Origin of the sequence: Arthrobacter woluwensis (assembly GCF_900105345.1) — a bacterium.
GTDB lineage: Bacteria > Actinomycetota > Actinomycetes > Actinomycetales > Micrococcaceae > Arthrobacter_E > Arthrobacter_E woluwensis.
In genome coordinates, this window is record NZ_FNSN01000003.1 from 695854 (window position 1) to 709820 (window position 13967).

Here is a 13967-nt window from a genome sequence, read left to right on the forward strand (position 1 = left end):
GATCACGGAAAAACCGCGTGAGGATTCCGGTGTCCGCTCCGTCTTCTTCTGTGTCCAGCGTTTTCGACAGCAAGACTGAGAAGCAAGGAGTGACCATGTCGCAGAATGTCAGCCCCGTCGTGAAGCCCACCGGTGAGGAAGCGGAACGCCAGGCGAAGCGCGAAGCAGCGCAGCAGCACGAGCAGCAGGAGACCCGTCCCACGGGCCCGCTGCACACCGACCACGGCAAGACCACCATCGAGGACCGCGTGGTCCAGAAGATCGCCTCGATCGCAGCCCGTGAGGTCCCCGGCGTCTACGCCATGGGCAACGCGGCCCGCCGGACGTTCAACTCCATCGCGGAGCGTATCCCGGGCGCGTCGGCCAACACCGCCGGCGGCGTGAACGTGGAGAAGGGCGAGCAGCAGGCCGCCATCGACGTGACCATCGTCGTCGAGTACGGGTTCTCCATCGTGGAGGTCTCCCAGGACATCCGCGCGAACATCATCTCCGCCGTGGAGCGCGCCACCGGCCTCGAGGTCATCGAGGTCAACGTGGACGTCTCCGACGTGCACCTGCCCGAGGATGACGACGACACCTCGTCCGACTCCGGGCGTGACGAACTGAAGTGACCACCGCGGGCGGGGCGGCTTTCCCGGCCGCCCCGCGCGGTGGCCCGTAAGCCGCCAGAGCAAGCTGCCACACAAGGAGCAGACATGAATGCAACACGTTGGGGCCTGGCCGCCGGCATCGTGATCGGCCTGATCATCGCGTTCGGCTCGTTCACCCAGCTGATCGTCGTCGCCTTTTTCACCCTGGTGGGCGGCGCCGTCGGATGGGTGCTGCAGAACCGCACCGATGTGAGCGGGTTCCTCAAGCAACGCCGCAGGTGAGCTCATGACCACTCATGAGATCGCGACAGCGGACTCCCGGCCGGACGGCCGGGGCAACACGCACATCCCGGCCGCCGTGCTGGCCAAGATCGCGGCGCAGGCGGCCCGGGAAGTCGACGGGGTCGGCGCGCCCGCAGGCGGAGTCCTGGGCGTGTCGCAGCGACGGGACTTCGACCGCAGGCCACGCGCCGAGGTCGAGATCCTCGGCAGCACCGCGGTGGTGCGGCTGGATCTGGGCCTGCGCTATCCAAGCCCCGTCGAGAAGACCTGTGATGCCGTCCGGCAGCGGGTCGACGACAGGCTCCGGCGTGACGCGGGCGTCACCCGGACCCAGGTGGACATCACGGTGTCCTGGTTGAACGCAGAGGACACGAACGAGCGAAGGAGGCTCCTGTGAAGCGTTTCTGGCATGTGCGCCCGGCGCGCACAGTGGCGATCCTGCTCGCCGCGCTGCTCGCGCTGGCCGTCGGCTGCCTCAGCCTGTGGGCCGGTGCCGCGCGGCTGTCCAATGGCTCCTGGCCGGACCCGGTCAACGGCTGGTTCTCCCAGCTCGCCGCGGCCGGCTGGCAGGACCCTGTCTGGGTGGGCATCGGCGCCGTCCTGGCCGTGCTCGCGCTGGTGTTCCTGCTGGCGGCGGTCCTCCCGGGCGGCAGGGCCACCCTGCTGCTCCAGGGCGACGACGCCGGCGCCGGCCGCGAGGAAGTGCTGGCCGCCGCGGGGCTCTCCGCCCTTGTGCGCGCCGCCGCCGAGCGCGCGGACGGAGTCTCCTCCGCCTCGGTGACGTCCGGTGAGAAGAGTGTGCGCGTCGTCGTGCGCACTCCGGTCCGGACCACCGCGCCCATCCGCGACGATGTCCGGCGCCGCGCGGAGACCGTGCTCGACAGCCTGCCGCTGCGGCGTGTGCCGCAGGTCCAGGTGCAGGTCCTCAGGAAGGGAGAAGGCTGATGTGGAAGACCCACGGACCCCGGCAGCGGGTGCTCCTGATCCTCGCGGTCCTGGTCCTCGGAGCCGCTGCGGCACTGGTGCTGCTCGGCCGGACCGTCCTTCCCTCCTGGGGCGTGACGGTGCCGGAGAAGCCCGTCGGGCTGATCCCGTGGCAGGGCGATCAGGCAGGGGTCGCGGTGGTGGTCGCGGGCGCCGTCCTGGTGCTGCTGGCCCTCTGGGTGATCCTGACGGCGCTGCCGTCGAAGCCCGCCACCCACACCTTCCGTTTCCACAGCGACCGCTCAGGAGGAGCGATGACCCAGATCGACACCGGGGTGATCGCCCGGGCCGCGGAGAACGCCGCCACGTCCCACCCGACCGTGAGCGCGGCCGGAGTCCGCATCAGCGGCAGTGCGAAGGAGCCCGTGCTCTACGCCAAGTACACGCTTCGCTCGGACGCCGACGCCGTGGAGGCGATGGAACTGGTGGAGCAGCGGCTCATCCCCGACATGGAGACCGTGCTGGGCGTGGGCTTCACGCGACGGCACGTGCGGTTCGACGTCTCCGCTCCGGCCAAGCAGGATCCGGGGCATCTGAATCTTGCGGGCGCTGCGGCGTCCCACTCCGGCTGACCACGGCCGGACTTTTCACCAACACCTGAAAGAGGAGTAGACACATGGGTTTCATCGGATGGATCGTTCTGGGCCTCATCGCCGGCGCCATCGCCAAGGCGATCATGCCGGGTGAGCAGGGCGGCGGCTGGTTCGCGACGCTGATCCTCGGCGTCATCGGCGCCGCGCTCGGCGGCTGGATCGGGTCCGCCGTGTTCAACACCGGCATCAACAGCTTCTGGTCGCTGGGTTCCTGGCTGCTGGCGATCGGCGGTTCGCTGATCGTGCTGGTCATCTGGGGATTCGTCACCAAGCGCCGCTCCTGACGCGGCACAGGCGCCGGGCGGTGGTCTGCCCGGAGCCGGGGCCGGAGCTGATCCGGTCCACGGAGAGTTCAAGCATCTGGAGGAAATGAGGTCGTCATGGGAAAGAACATTCTGATCCTGGCACTGGTCGCCGCGGCGGCGTACCGCATCGGTGTGGAGAAGGCGAAGAAGCGGGACGGGGACTACGAGGATCTCCGTCATCAGGTCGAGCGCCTTCTGACCGGGAACACCACCAAGAAGGTCCGCCGGAAGCTTGCCAAGGTCAGCCGGCAGGGCGCGTGATCCCTGAATCCAGGTGAACCCCTGAATCCAGGGGTTCAGCGCTCCGCGGCCGTGGCGATCCCACGGCGCGGCGGTTGAAGAGGCTGTGGCCCGGGCGATGCCCGGGCCACAGCTGTCGGTCCGGCGGATGCCGCGGGCACCCGTAGGTTGTTCGCCGGGAATGCCTGAGAATAACAACATCATTCGCAGTGAAGCGGTGCGGAGGAGTCTGGGCTGAGGGGCGTCGCTCCCGGCCCGGACCTGTCCCGCCCGGACGAGAAGGAGGGGCCGATGCAGCGCATCGGATTGGTCTGGAATCCGTCGAAAGTCTCCCGTGAGGATCTGGAAGCGGCGCTCGCCGAGTTCCCGGACACCGAGGTCTCTTGGTGGGAGACCGACCCGGAGGATCCGGGCCAGGGCGCCGCGCGGCGAGCCCTGGAGGACGGGGCCGACGTCGTCGTGGCCGCGGGCGGGGACGGCACCGTCCGTGCCGTGGCCGAGACGCTCGCCGGGAGCGACGCCGGGGTGCCGCTCGGCATCGTTCCCCTGGGCACCGGGAATCTCCTGGCCCGCAATCTCGGCGTCCCGCTCGGCAGCCTGAAGGACGCGCTCGGACGTGCGCTCGCGGGGGAGGAGCCCCGGAAGATCGACCTGGCGTGGGTGGAGGCCGAGATCGACGGCGTCGCGGAGAAGCACGCGTCGGCCGTCATGGCCGGCATCGGGATCGACGCCCACATGATCACGGAGACCGACGACGACCTCAAGTCCCGTGCCGGCTGGCTCGCCTATGTCGAGGCGATCGGCCGTGCGATCGGCACGAGCGACGTCCTCGACCTCACGCTCACCCTCGACGACGAGGACCCGTGGGAGACCTCGGCCCACACCCTCCTGGTGGGGAACTGCGGCACCATCCAGGGCGGCATGGTGGTCTTCCCGGACGCCGAGCCGGACGACGGGCTCCTCGACCTGGCCGTCCTCAGCGCGGACGGCATCGGCACCTGGCTCGACACCGCACGCTCCTACCTCTGGGACAACGGGATCCGGAAGTTCATCGGCAAGGAGGAATCCACGGTCGATTCGGAGTCGGTGTCCCACCGGCAGGCCCGGCGCCTCACCGTGACGCTCTCGGAGCCGCGGATTCTGGAGATCGACGGCGAGGACCTGGGCGAGGTGTCCTCGTTCACCGTGAGCATCCAGGAGGGCGCCCTGACGGTCCGCTGAGGCGGGAGGTCTCTGCTTTCGGATTGGCCACGGAAGCCGCGTATGCCGAGAGCGCCGGGGCCGCCAGGATGGACAGGAGGAGAAGGTGGACTACCCCGCCCACCCAGATGAGGATTGTGGCGGAACTGCCAAGGAGGTTGCCGGAGAGTCCCCCGAGTAAGGAGCCGAGCGGAACGCATCCCATCCCCGCTGTTTGAAGTACTCCGAACACCCGGGGGAGTTGGTGAGGAGGAAACCCTAGGGAGACATAAGAGAAAAGCGAGATATTGAAAGTGGACATGGCCGCCGCGTAGGTGAACGAAAAGACGTATACCAAGACCACCGCCTGTGGTGGGCGCACCTGAGAAGCGGAGTAGAACAGACAGACTGCGACGACGAGCGCGGCGGCGCTCGCTATTTGTATCGCGTGGTGAGGGAACCTGGCCATGATCGGTTCCGCAGCCACGGCTCCCAGCACGCCACCCACCGCCCCGATCGCCACCCCGGTGCCGATCAGACCGAAGTCCATGCCGAGATCATTTCGTTGGTACAGGACCTCCACGGATGACGCGAACGCGAGCGACGCATTGCACACGATCAGCAAGAGAGAAATGAGGATCAGCGGAATGCGTCGAAGGGGGCCGTCTCGCGATTCTGCCGGCGCACCTTCTCCAGGGAACCGGGTTTGAAACGGCTCGTAGATGCTGAGCAGGTGTGATGCGAATGATGCTGACAATGCACACATGATCGCTCCCATGAGCAGGAGAGGTGTGGCCCCAGCTTGCAGGGCGAAGCCGGAAAGCAGGGGAACGACGACTGAAACGGTCTGGCTGACAACGCCTCTGCGCGCAGAGACCTTGACGATCTGATGATCAGCAAATAGGCGTCCGACCTGGGATGATCCGGCGATGCCCGAAGCGACGGCTACGACGCCGTTGATCGCGGTGATCGACCAGATTAAATTGACGCTCAGGTTGCCGGACAGGTAGCTGAAGAGGAGGACCGCGACCAAGGAGGCATTGATGAGAGCGCAGAATGCAGAGATCTTGCTGGCTCGGAAGCGGGCCAGCAGATGCCCTAAGGGAATCGACAGCACCAGGAAGCCAAAGGACTCGATCGCGTTGGCGATTCCGATATCGGAGGGACGGGCGTGGAGTGTCTGAACGAGGATGAAGTCGTTGCTCTGCGAGATGAACGACGCCGCGACCGCTGAGGACGCCATGGACACCCAGTAGAGAGGGGCGAGACGTAATGTCATGGAGTGCGCCTCCAGGTGCTCAGAGTGCTATGGCGAATCCCAGGGGCGTCTTCTCGTTCCTTGAGTTCCAATCGAAGCTTGTGCCGAGGGGGCGAGTCGAGAATGGCGGTGAGGCGCCGTCCTCGGATCAAGCGCATGCTGCGTGAGGTGTGGACCGTCAATGTGCTTTGTATGGTCGAAATCGTCTTCTCGAGGTACTCGAGCGCCGGGGATTCCGCAGGGCATCGTCCGCCCCAGATGCCGAAAGCCGTGCCGACAGTTCTGTGGGACATCATCTGAGTTCCGCTGATGATGATGATTCGTTCTTCCTTCATCCTGGGACATCGTTCATGGGCGCGCAGGATCTTCCAGGCCGACGGGTTTGTCTGAAGTGAACGATGCAGGACCTCTCGCGGGTGCGTTGTCTTGGAGCAGGCAAGTTCCAAGAGTGCCCATTCGAGGGATACGCCCGTGAAGCCTACTAGGGAAAGAACCAGCCTGCTGAGTACCTCTGCTTTTTCCTCCCAGCTGAGGCCCGTGCCGGCCGAGTTGACAAGGTCCAGCAAGGTCGCATGGTCCTCCGGTCGCGTGCGGCGATGTGGTTCGGCCTTTGCCATGCAATTCGCCATCAGATTCCAGATGTTCTGGGCGCTTCGGTTTGTCAGGTGATCCGTGGACCGTATGTTAGCGCGGATCGCTACGTTCTCGATGTATTCCGTGAGAAATGACTCGATGGATTCCGAATGAGGCACCCGAGGTATGACCAGTGGTTTTAGTCTGCGCCAAGTCTCACGCACACCCCAGCCAGCCAGTTCTATCGGCCCGGGTGCCACTGGGCTGGTGAAGCATTCCGACGCCTTCGGCGACCGGAGTATTCGTAGGATTTCGCGATGGATTTCCTTTTGAGTTTCCAAAGGTAAAGGGACCGACCCGATCCGGGTGAAAGCGGGAAGCTGCGAAGAATGCGTTTGAAGACAGTCGCGCACCTCTTCAAGTCCCCGCGAGGTGAGAATCACACGCGTATCTCCCATGCGAAGTCGACGTACCCCGAGGCGCGCCAGCGCGCGGTAAAAAGTCAGGTAAAAAGCAAAATTCGTCACCAAGTGTCCTGGTTTTCATCGAGCGGTAGTGCGGGTGAGACCTGAAAGCAGTCTCACCCGCACGAGTTCTCAGTTGCCTCCTCCGTACTGGTTCGAGTACGCAGTGCGGTGCCAGATGGCGCCGGCACCCATGATCTTCTTGAACAGCTTGGACATCATTCCTCCTTCCCGTGGGTACGTGACTCGATTTGTATCGTGAACGTCAATACAAGTCATGTTGCACGTGTTGGGGCTGTCGGAATGTGATGTGCTCAGAGTCTGCTGACACCATCCTGTGGCCAGGGTGAGACGAGATGCAGAGCGCATCTGTCGGACCTGAGGTGTGCCGCTACCTCGGTCTATGCGATGAAAGTGCGCCGAGTCGTCGCGGAGCGCGACATCAGGAGATGTGGACGGTTTGCCCAGATCGACGGGGTCAATTCGAAGGGCGCTCCTCAGCGCTCCTCGACGAGGCAGACCAGGTGGCCGTCGGCGTCGCGGACCACGGCCATCCGGTCGCCCCACGGCCGGGTCTCCGGTGCGTCGACGACCTCGCCGCCCTGCGCCGCCCACGCTTCACACAGCGCGTCCAGCCCCGGGACGGTGAACGTGGCGGCGACGGAGAGGTCGCTCGCCTGGCTCTCCCGTTCGTGGAGGAACACCTCGACACCGTTGCCCGCGGTCAGCATCGCGAAGCCCGGGGTGAGCTCCGCCGGCAGACCGAGGAGGTCGCGGTAGAAGGCCAGGGCCGGTTCCAGGGCGCGGACGGAGATCACCACGCGGGTCAGTGCTGCGGACATGCTGTGCTCCTCTTGCTGGTGGTTTTGCTTGTCGTCAGGCGCTCGGCCACACCCCGGACGTCCCGCGGCGGTGGCTGTCCACCAGGTGCGTGTCCACGATGCCGATGGCTTCCATGAGCGCGTACATGGTGGTGGGCCCGACGAAGTTGAAGCCCTTTTTCTTCAGGGCCTTGGACAGGGCCTTGGACTCGTCCGAGACGGTCGGGACGTCTGCGAACGTGCGCGGCGCCGGCGTTTCGGCAGGCTTGAAGGACCAGACGAAATCCACGAGTCCGCCTTCCTCGCGGAGTGCCACGGTGGCGCGCGCGTTGGCGATGGTGGCCAGGATCTTCGCCCGGTTCCGCACGATGCCGGCGTCCGCCATGAGCCGCTCGCCGTCGTCGTCCGTGAAGGCCGCGACCGCGTCCGGGGAGAAGTCCGCGAACGCGGTCCGGAACGCCGGCCGCTTCCGCAGAATGGTCGCCCACGACAGGCCCGCCTGGAACCCCTCCAGCGAGATCCGCTCGAACAGGCCCTGCTCGTCACGGACGGGCATGCCCCACTCGGTGTCGTAGTACTCGCGCATCATGCCGTCGACGGCGGCCCACGCCGGGCGGCGCAGACCGTCCTCGCACAGCACGGCGCCGCTCGCCGGGGCGCCCTGAGCGGTGGCCTCGCGGGCCGCGGCGGGCTCGAGCGTCTCGGTCATGGCTTCCTCCGGTATGTCAGATCGAACACCATGCGCCCGGCCTCCAGGGCCTTGCGCTCGAAACTCGTCAGGGTCCGGCCTTCGAAGCGCGGGGCCCAGCCGCCCAGCTCGTCGACGCCTTCGTTCGGGCCGGTGTGGCCGGTGCTCACGGGAGCGCGGCCCTCCCGCACGGGTGCGCCGCCCACCACGGTCTCCACGCCGCTCGCCCACACCTGCGTGAGGGGGCTCTCCTCACCGGCGCGCTCGCCGTCGTGCAGATTCTCGAAGTCCGGTGAGGCGTTCACGACGTCCCGTGCGTGCACGGCGTAGTTGGACCAGTCGGTGGCGATCCGCCACAGCCCGCCGGGCTCGAGCGCCTGGGCGACCTGCTCCGCGAACGCCGGCTGGAGCAGACGCCGCTTGTGGTGCTTCGCCTTGTGCCAGGGGTCCGGGAAGAACACCCACACCTGATGCACCGAGCCCGCCGGCAGCATGGTGGTCAGGACCTCGGGGGCGTTCGCCTGGACGACGCGGACGTTCGTCAGGCCGGCCTGCGCGATCTTGACGAGGGTGTTGGCGAGACCCGGCGTGTAGACCTCGACGGCCAGGAAGTCCCATTCGGGGTGCTCCGCCGCGGCGTGGGTGACGGCCTCGCCCAGGCCGGAGCCGACCTCCACCACGAGCGGAGCCTTGCGGCCGAATTCGGCCTCGGCGTCGAAGCGGTAGTCGGGGTGCACCGAGGTGTCGGCGACATGGCGCGGCACGTCCACCACGAAGCGGTCCGCATACTCGTCCCAGGCCTCCTGGCGGCGCCCCTGGAGCCGGGTGCCGCGCCGCACGAAGCTCACGGGGTTGCGCCGGTAGGTCCCGAAGGAGGCCTGGCTGCCTTCGGTGACGGGGCGGTGCGGAGCGCGCGGCTCGGAGGCGGAGGCGCTCTCGGAGGCGTTCGCGGGGTCGGGGGAATCCATGCCGTTCATCGTCTTCCAGAGTACCGGGGAGGGCCGACAGGGATTCATCCGGGGTGGACGTGCCTTGGGCGAGGGGCCGGCGTGTGCAACTATTGCACAGTTGAAGGGAGGCCCCCATGAGTCAGACGGTCCAGCGAGCCATCGACATCCTGGAGTTCTGCAGCGTCCGGCCCCGGACCCTGCTGGAGATCGCGGACATGATCGGCGTGCACCGCACCACGGCGCTGCGCCTCGTGCAGACCCTGGCGGGTGGCGGGCTGATCCGGCGGGACGAGCGGGGCCTTTACGGGGTGGGCTTCCGGCTGGCCGCCCTGGCCGACTCGGCGCTCCGACAGTTCGATCTGCGCACCATGGTGCACCCGTTCATCCTGGACCTGAGCGAACGCGTCGGGCAGACCGTGCAGTTCGCCGTCCCCGACGGCGACGCGGTGGTCTACGTCGACAAGATCGAACCGGCCGACTCGATCCACCTCGACACCCGCATCGGCGGGCAGGTGGTGGTGCAGACCGCCGGGGTGAGCAAGGCGCTGCTGGCCTTCATGGACCCGGAACAGAGGGACCGGATCGTGGACGGGATCACCTTCCGGCCCTTCACCTCCTCCTCGATCACCTCGCGTGAGGAATTCCTGCGCCGCCTGGACGAGGTGCGGGACACCGGCTGGGCCTACGACGACGGCGAGTACGAGGAGATCTCCAACTGCATCGCCGCCCCGGTCTGGAACCACGCGGGGACCGCGGCCGGCGCCATCTCGATCACCGCCATCAAGTCCCAGATGGACCTGACCCGGTTGCGGGAACTGCTCCCGGATCTGCTGGAGACCGCCCGCGCCGTGTCCGAGTCGCTCGGCTGGAGCCCGACGGCGTCCTGAGCGGGCGTCCTCGCTGACTCCGCGACAGGGTGACTGAGCGATGAGGCGGCCGGGTGACGACGACGGCGACGCCCCGCACGGTGGTGGGGGCGCCGCCGTGCGGAGCGCCGCCGTCGTCGTCACTCGGCGTGTTCGCGCGGCCCGGTCAGTAGGGTGGCTCGGTGAGCGCGCCGATCCGGAGCAGGACGTTGCCGAAGCGGCGGGTGTCACCCGTGATGATCGCCAGGGCCAGGTCCTCGGAGCGGGCGAGCCGGTAGAAGTCCTCGCGGCTCACGAGCTCCGGAGGGACGCCGAGCAGGGTCCGCACCTCGTCCTGCACGGGGCTCGGCAGCGCGTCCTCGGAGGGGCGGATCTGCGTGGCGTGCTCGACCGGGATCACGCCCCGGACCACGTCCAGCACCTCCGGCACCGTGGGGGTCCCCGCGGTCAGGGCCAGGTGGACCGTCGGGGTTCCGGCGGCCACGGCGGTGGAGGCCGCGTAGTTGAGGTCCGCGATCAGCACGGTCGACTTGTGGCCCGCGCCCGCCAGGGCCGCCAGGACGACGGGGTGTTTGAGAGGTCCGCGGATCATCGGACGTACTGACCCCCGTTGATGTCGATCACCGTTCCCGTGACGAAAGCGGATCCCTCCCCGGCGAGCCAGAGCACGGCGTCCGCCACGTCGTCGGGGACGCCCGCCCGGCCCGCAGGGATGGTGGCGATGGTCGCGTTCTTCGAGTCCGCCGTCGTGAAGGTGTCATGGAACGGTGTGGCCTCGATGAAGCCGGGTGCCAGGGCGTTCACCGTGATGCCTTCGGGCGCGACCTCCCGGGCGAGCGAGCGGGTGAAGCCGAAGATCGCGGCTTTGGACGTCGCGTAGGCGAGGGCGCCGGGATGCCCGCCGTTGTGCCCGGCCAGGGAAGCGATGTTGATGATGCGGCCGCGGCCCTGGGGCAGCAGGGGCTTCAGGTGGTGGGTGATCAGGAACGTGGTGTCCAGGTTGACGCTGAGGATGCGGTGCCACAGGTCCAGATCCAGTTCGCGGAGCGTGGCGCGCTGCACCAGGCCGCCGGCGTTGTTGACCAGGACGTCCAGCCGGCCGAACTCCCGGCTGACGGCGTCCGCCAGGTTCTTCACCTGGGCTTCATCCGTGGCGTCGACCTGGAGAGCCAGGGGTTCCGCTCCGGACAGCGCCCGGAGTTCGTCCAGGAGCGAGTCCTCCGGGGCGTGGCTGCGATAGGTGAGGGCCACCCGGGCTCCGGCGCGGGCCAGGGACAGGGCGATCCCGCGTCCGATCCCGATGCTTCCTCCGGTGACGAGGGCGGTGGCGCCGGCGAGGTGCTGCGTGGTCATGGTTTCCTCCAGATGGTGTTTCACGGGGTGGTCTGCGGGATGCGGGAGTTGCCCTCCGGCCGCCGGTTCGCGTAGGCGTACACGAGCACGGCGGTCAGGGTGAGGCAACCGGCCAGGAAGGTGAGGGCGAGCTGATCGCTCCCGGTGGCCTGCTTGATGAGGCCCACCAGGTACGGGGCGACGAAGCCGCCGACGTTGCCCAGGGAGTTCATGAGGCCCAGGGCCGCGGCCGCCGTCGCGCCGGCGAACGCCGCGGACGGGATGGACAGGAAGGGCGCGCCGGCCGAGAAGATCCCGACGGCGGCCACGGACAGCGCGGCCATGGCCCAGGCCGCGTTCACGGGCAGGAGATACGCCGCGCCGAGCAGGCCGACGGCTGCGAGCACCATGCTGAGCGACGCGTGCAGGGCCCGCCGTCCGGTGCGGTCCGCGCGCTTCGCCCACCAGTACACGAAGGGGATGGCGACGGCGTACGGGATCATGACCAGGAGGCCGAGCGTGGTGTTGTCCTTGACGCCCAGGCCCTTGACGATGGTCGGCAGCCACAGGCCGAGACCGTAGATGCCGCAGACCATGCCGAAGTTGAGTAGGCCGTATGCCCAGGCCCGCGGTTCGCGGAGTCCCTGAAGGAACGAGTGCTTGCCCGGGAGGGCCTTGGCCGCGTACTCGGCTTCCATGGTGGAGGTGAGCCAGGCCTTCTCGTCCGGGGCCAGCCAGCGGGCCTCGGACGGGCGGTCGGTCAGGAGCCGCGGCACGAAGACACCCAGCACCACGGCCGGGACGCCTTCGATGATGAACATCCACTGCCAGCCGGTGAGCCCGAGGAACCCGTCCAGGTTCAGGAGCGAGGCGGACAGCGGGGCACCGAGCGCGTTGGCCACGGGCTGAGCCAGGATGAACAGGCCCAGGACGGCCGCTCGCTGAGCCGTGGGGAACCAGAGGGTGAAGTAGAACAGCACGGCGGGGAAGAACCCGGCCTCCGCGGCGCCGAGCAGGAACCGTGCCGTGTAGAAGGACGGTTCGTTCCAGACGAAGGCCATGGCGGTCGCCAGGATGCCCCAGCTGATCAGGATCCTGGCGATCCAGCGCCGGGCCCCGAAACGGTACATGCCCGCGTTGCTGGGGATCTCCATCAGGACGTAGCCGATGAAGAAGATTCCTGCTCCCAGGCCGTAGGCGGCGTCGTTGATGCCGAGGTCGTGGGTGAGTGGTCCTTTGGCGAATCCGACGTTGTTCCGGTCCAGGAAGGCGATCAGATACAGGAGGACGATCAGCGGGACGATGCGCCACCGGACCTTCCTCAGGGTCCTTTCCGGCAGGGATCCAGGATCCGGCCGACGGGTGGCGGAAGCGTTCTCCGGCACTGGGATGTTCATGATGACTCCTCGCTTCATTGCGCGGTCTCTGATGAGGCCTACATCACAGTAGCGATATCTGCACTACGTGTGCAAGATGTGCACAAGAGGTTTTTGGAGGAGGTGATTCCGGCTCGCGCTCGCCGGGTCTGTTCGCCGGGCCCGCGAAACAGTGAGTTTCCGCCGAAACCGTGTAGTAAACACGCTGTTTCGGCGGAAACTCACTGTTTCGGCAGGGAGGACCACAATGGATACCGTGCACACGCAGACCATGACCCCAGCCCCCAGCCGTACCCGTCTCGCATTCCTGGGGGTCTGTCTGGTGCTGATCGGTCTGAATCTGCGCACCGTGTTCTCGAGTTTCGCGGCGGTCCTCGTCGAGATCCGCGCCGCCGGAGCCATCCCGGAATGGGCCGTCACAGCCCTCACCACGGTTCCCGCCACCCTGCTCGGGGTCTTCGCCCCGCTGGCCCCGGTCCTGGCGCGGCGATTCGGGGCCGAACGCGTGCTGCTCGGGGCGATGGTGGTCCTCACCGGGGGCCTCCTGGTCCGTCCAGCCGACCTCGGGACCCTCGGCCACCTGCCGATGCTCCTCCTTGGAACGGCCCTGTGCGGCGCGGCCATCTCCCTGTGCAACGTCATCCTGCCGACCGTCGTGAAACGCGACTTCCAGCACCGGCTCGGCCTCATGGGCGGCCTCTACACCACCGCCATCTGCGCGTCGGCGGCCCTCGGCGCGGGATTCACGTACCCGCTCTTCGAACTCACCGGCCAGTGGACGACGGCGCTGCTCGCCTGGGCGGTGCCGGCCGCCGTCGTCGCGCTCCTGTTCGCCCCGCTCGCGCTCAAGGTGCCGCACCACCGCGAGGCCGTCGACCACGACGGCGCGAATGTGTGGCGCTCGCCGGTCGCGTGGCAGGTCACGGCGTTCATGGCGCTCCAGGCGATGAGCTCTTTCAGCGTCTTCGCGTGGCTGGCGCCGGTGCTGCGCGACCGCGGGATCGACGGGAGCACCGCCGGGATCATGGTGTCCGTGTCGATCCTGCTGCAAATGCTCGGCTCCCTGGTGGCGCCTGCGCTCGCGGCCCGCTTCTGGGATCAGCGCGGGATCAACGTGGTGCTGGCGCTCATGACCGGGGCGGGGTTCGCCCTCAGCATCCTCGGTCCGATCGAGGGCATCTGGGCGTGGATCTCCCTGCTGGGCCTGGGCCAGGGCGCCCTCACGGCCGTGGCGCTCACCCTGATCATGCTGCGCACCGAGGACCAGCACACCGCGGCCCGGCTGTCGGGCATGATGCAGGGCGTCGGCTACGGCGTGGGTTCCGTCGGGACGCTCATGGTGGCGCAGGTGCACCAGGCGACGGGCGCGTTCACCCTGGCCGGCTGGGTGTTCCTGGGCATCTCGGTGCTGGGCGCGGTCTTCGGCTACCTGGCCGGGCGACGGCGGCTGGTGGAGTAGCGCCGGA

General features: G+C 67.7%; 18 protein-coding genes. 10 read left to right on the forward strand and 8 right to left on the reverse strand.

Going from position 1 to position 13967, the window contains the following annotated elements; all coding sequences use genetic code 11:
- Nucleotides 1-95 precede the first annotated feature (95 nt).
- From BLV63_RS03820 to BLV63_RS03850, 8 genes are all read left to right on the forward strand, one after another.
- Nucleotides 96-611 (forward strand): Asp23/Gls24 family envelope stress response protein, encoded by a 516-nt coding sequence (locus BLV63_RS03820; RefSeq protein WP_066216236.1) that lies wholly within the window; start codon nt 96-98, stop codon nt 609-611.
- Nucleotides 612-695: 84 nt separating this feature from the next.
- Nucleotides 696-872, forward strand: a complete 177-nt coding sequence (locus tag BLV63_RS18275; RefSeq protein WP_107004201.1) for a DUF2273 domain-containing protein — start codon at nt 696-698, stop codon at nt 870-872.
- Nucleotides 873-876: 4 nt separating this feature from the next.
- Nucleotides 877-1269: an Asp23/Gls24 family envelope stress response protein gene (locus BLV63_RS03825; RefSeq protein ID WP_066216238.1), complete on the forward strand. Its 393-nt coding sequence runs from the start codon at nt 877-879 to the stop codon at nt 1267-1269.
- A complete protein-coding gene (locus BLV63_RS03830) occupies nt 1266-1817 on the forward strand; it encodes a DUF6286 domain-containing protein (RefSeq protein WP_066216239.1) in 552 nt (183 codons plus the stop codon). Before BLV63_RS03825 ends, BLV63_RS03830 begins: the two co-directional genes overlap by 4 nt.
- On the forward strand, nt 1817-2428 hold the full coding sequence (locus BLV63_RS03835) for a hypothetical protein (RefSeq protein ID WP_066216240.1): 612 nt from the start codon (nt 1817-1819) through the stop codon (nt 2426-2428). The genes BLV63_RS03830 and BLV63_RS03835 overlap by 1 nt, the downstream gene beginning before the upstream one ends.
- A 44-nt stretch (nt 2429-2472) precedes the next feature.
- On the forward strand, nt 2473-2733 hold the full coding sequence (locus BLV63_RS03840; RefSeq protein ID WP_066216241.1) for a GlsB/YeaQ/YmgE family stress response membrane protein: 261 nt from the start codon (nt 2473-2475) through the stop codon (nt 2731-2733).
- 96 nt (nt 2734-2829) lie between these two features.
- Complete coding sequence (locus tag BLV63_RS03845) at nt 2830-3015, forward strand: hypothetical protein (RefSeq protein WP_066216242.1); 186 nt, start codon at nt 2830-2832, stop codon at nt 3013-3015.
- A gap of 270 nt (nt 3016-3285) precedes the next feature.
- Nucleotides 3286-4215 (forward strand): diacylglycerol/lipid kinase family protein, encoded by a 930-nt coding sequence (locus tag BLV63_RS03850; RefSeq protein WP_066216244.1) that lies wholly within the window; start codon nt 3286-3288, stop codon nt 4213-4215.
- On the opposite strand, the gene BLV63_RS03855 is transcribed toward BLV63_RS03850, so the two are convergent.
- The 5 genes from BLV63_RS03855 to trmB form a co-directional block, all read right to left on the reverse strand.
- On the reverse strand, nt 4175-5452 hold the full coding sequence (locus BLV63_RS03855) for an MFS transporter (RefSeq protein ID WP_066216246.1): 1278 nt from the start codon (nt 5450-5452) through the stop codon (nt 4175-4177). The genes BLV63_RS03850 and BLV63_RS03855 overlap by 41 nt on opposite strands.
- Complete coding sequence (locus BLV63_RS18280; RefSeq protein WP_139244639.1) at nt 5449-6531, reverse strand: hypothetical protein; 1083 nt, start codon at nt 6529-6531, stop codon at nt 5449-5451. The genes BLV63_RS03855 and BLV63_RS18280 overlap by 4 nt, the downstream gene beginning before the upstream one ends.
- A 434-nt stretch (nt 6532-6965) precedes the next feature.
- Nucleotides 6966-7310, reverse strand: coding sequence for a VOC family protein (locus BLV63_RS03860; protein ID WP_066216248.1), 345 nt, complete (start codon nt 7308-7310; stop codon nt 6966-6968).
- 34 nt (nt 7311-7344) lie between these two features.
- A complete protein-coding gene (locus BLV63_RS03865) occupies nt 7345-7998 on the reverse strand; it encodes a DNA-3-methyladenine glycosylase I (protein ID WP_066216249.1) in 654 nt (217 codons plus the stop codon).
- Nucleotides 7995-8945: a tRNA (guanosine(46)-N7)-methyltransferase TrmB gene (gene trmB / locus BLV63_RS03870; protein ID WP_066216439.1), complete on the reverse strand. Its 951-nt coding sequence runs from the start codon at nt 8943-8945 to the stop codon at nt 7995-7997. Before trmB ends, BLV63_RS03865 begins: the two co-directional genes overlap by 4 nt.
- A gap of 116 nt (nt 8946-9061) precedes the next feature.
- On the opposite strand from trmB, the gene BLV63_RS03875 reads away from it, so the two are divergent.
- Nucleotides 9062-9814: an IclR family transcriptional regulator gene (locus BLV63_RS03875; RefSeq protein WP_066216250.1), complete on the forward strand. Its 753-nt coding sequence runs from the start codon at nt 9062-9064 to the stop codon at nt 9812-9814.
- Between the two features lie 145 nt (nt 9815-9959).
- Here the strand turns inward: BLV63_RS03875 and BLV63_RS03880 are convergent, their stop codons facing one another.
- The 3 genes from BLV63_RS03880 to BLV63_RS03890 are packed head-to-tail and all read right to left on the reverse strand — an operon-like array spanning nt 9960 to nt 12522.
- Nucleotides 9960-10385 carry an RbsD/FucU domain-containing protein gene (locus BLV63_RS03880; RefSeq protein ID WP_066216251.1) on the reverse strand — a complete coding sequence of 142 codons (426 nt, stop codon included), beginning with the start codon at nt 10383-10385 and terminating at the stop codon, nt 9960-9962.
- Entirely contained in the window at nt 10382-11146 is a 765-nt protein-coding gene (locus BLV63_RS03885; protein WP_066216253.1) for an SDR family NAD(P)-dependent oxidoreductase, read from the reverse strand. Before BLV63_RS03885 ends, BLV63_RS03880 begins: the two co-directional genes overlap by 4 nt.
- Before the next feature lie 20 nt (nt 11147-11166).
- A complete protein-coding gene (locus tag BLV63_RS03890) occupies nt 11167-12522 on the reverse strand; it encodes an MFS transporter (protein WP_066216254.1) in 1356 nt (451 codons plus the stop codon).
- 250 nt (nt 12523-12772) lie between these two features.
- On the opposite strand from BLV63_RS03890, the gene BLV63_RS03895 reads away from it, so the two are divergent.
- On the forward strand, nt 12773-13960 hold the full coding sequence (locus BLV63_RS03895; protein ID WP_254780586.1) for an MFS transporter: 1188 nt from the start codon (nt 12773-12775) through the stop codon (nt 13958-13960).
- The last annotated feature ends 7 nt before the right edge of the window (nt 13961-13967 follow it).

Coding starts and splice junctions, on each gene's coding strand:
- BLV63_RS03820 (WP_066216236.1), top strand. CDS start 96: ATGTCGCAGAATGTCAGCCCCGTCGTGAAGCCCACCGGTGAGGAAGCG.
- BLV63_RS18275 (WP_107004201.1), top strand. CDS start 696: ATGAATGCAACACGTTGGGGCCTGGCCGCCGGCATCGTGATCGGCCTG.
- BLV63_RS03825 (WP_066216238.1), top strand. CDS start 877: ATGACCACTCATGAGATCGCGACAGCGGACTCCCGGCCGGACGGCCGG.
- BLV63_RS03835 (WP_066216240.1), top strand. CDS start 1,817: ATGTGGAAGACCCACGGACCCCGGCAGCGGGTGCTCCTGATCCTCGCG.
- BLV63_RS03840 (WP_066216241.1), top strand. CDS start 2,473: ATGGGTTTCATCGGATGGATCGTTCTGGGCCTCATCGCCGGCGCCATC.
- BLV63_RS03845 (WP_066216242.1), top strand. CDS start 2,830: ATGGGAAAGAACATTCTGATCCTGGCACTGGTCGCCGCGGCGGCGTAC.
- BLV63_RS03850 (WP_066216244.1), top strand. CDS start 3,286: ATGCAGCGCATCGGATTGGTCTGGAATCCGTCGAAAGTCTCCCGTGAG.
- BLV63_RS03855 (WP_066216246.1), bottom strand. CDS start 5,452: ATGACATTACGTCTCGCCCCTCTCTACTGGGTGTCCATGGCGTCCTCA.
- BLV63_RS03860 (WP_066216248.1), bottom strand. CDS start 7,310: ATGTCCGCAGCACTGACCCGCGTGGTGATCTCCGTCCGCGCCCTGGAA.
- BLV63_RS03865 (WP_066216249.1), bottom strand. CDS start 7,998: ATGACCGAGACGCTCGAGCCCGCCGCGGCCCGCGAGGCCACCGCTCAG.
- trmB (WP_066216439.1), bottom strand. CDS start 8,945: ATGGATTCCCCCGACCCCGCGAACGCCTCCGAGAGCGCCTCCGCCTCC.
- BLV63_RS03875 (WP_066216250.1), top strand. CDS start 9,062: ATGAGTCAGACGGTCCAGCGAGCCATCGACATCCTGGAGTTCTGCAGC.
- BLV63_RS03880 (WP_066216251.1), bottom strand. CDS start 10,385: ATGATCCGCGGACCTCTCAAACACCCCGTCGTCCTGGCGGCCCTGGCG.
- BLV63_RS03885 (WP_066216253.1), bottom strand. CDS start 11,146: ATGACCACGCAGCACCTCGCCGGCGCCACCGCCCTCGTCACCGGAGGA.
- BLV63_RS03890 (WP_066216254.1), bottom strand. CDS start 12,522: ATGAACATCCCAGTGCCGGAGAACGCTTCCGCCACCCGTCGGCCGGAT.
- BLV63_RS03895 (WP_254780586.1), top strand. CDS start 12,773: ATGACCCCAGCCCCCAGCCGTACCCGTCTCGCATTCCTGGGGGTCTGT.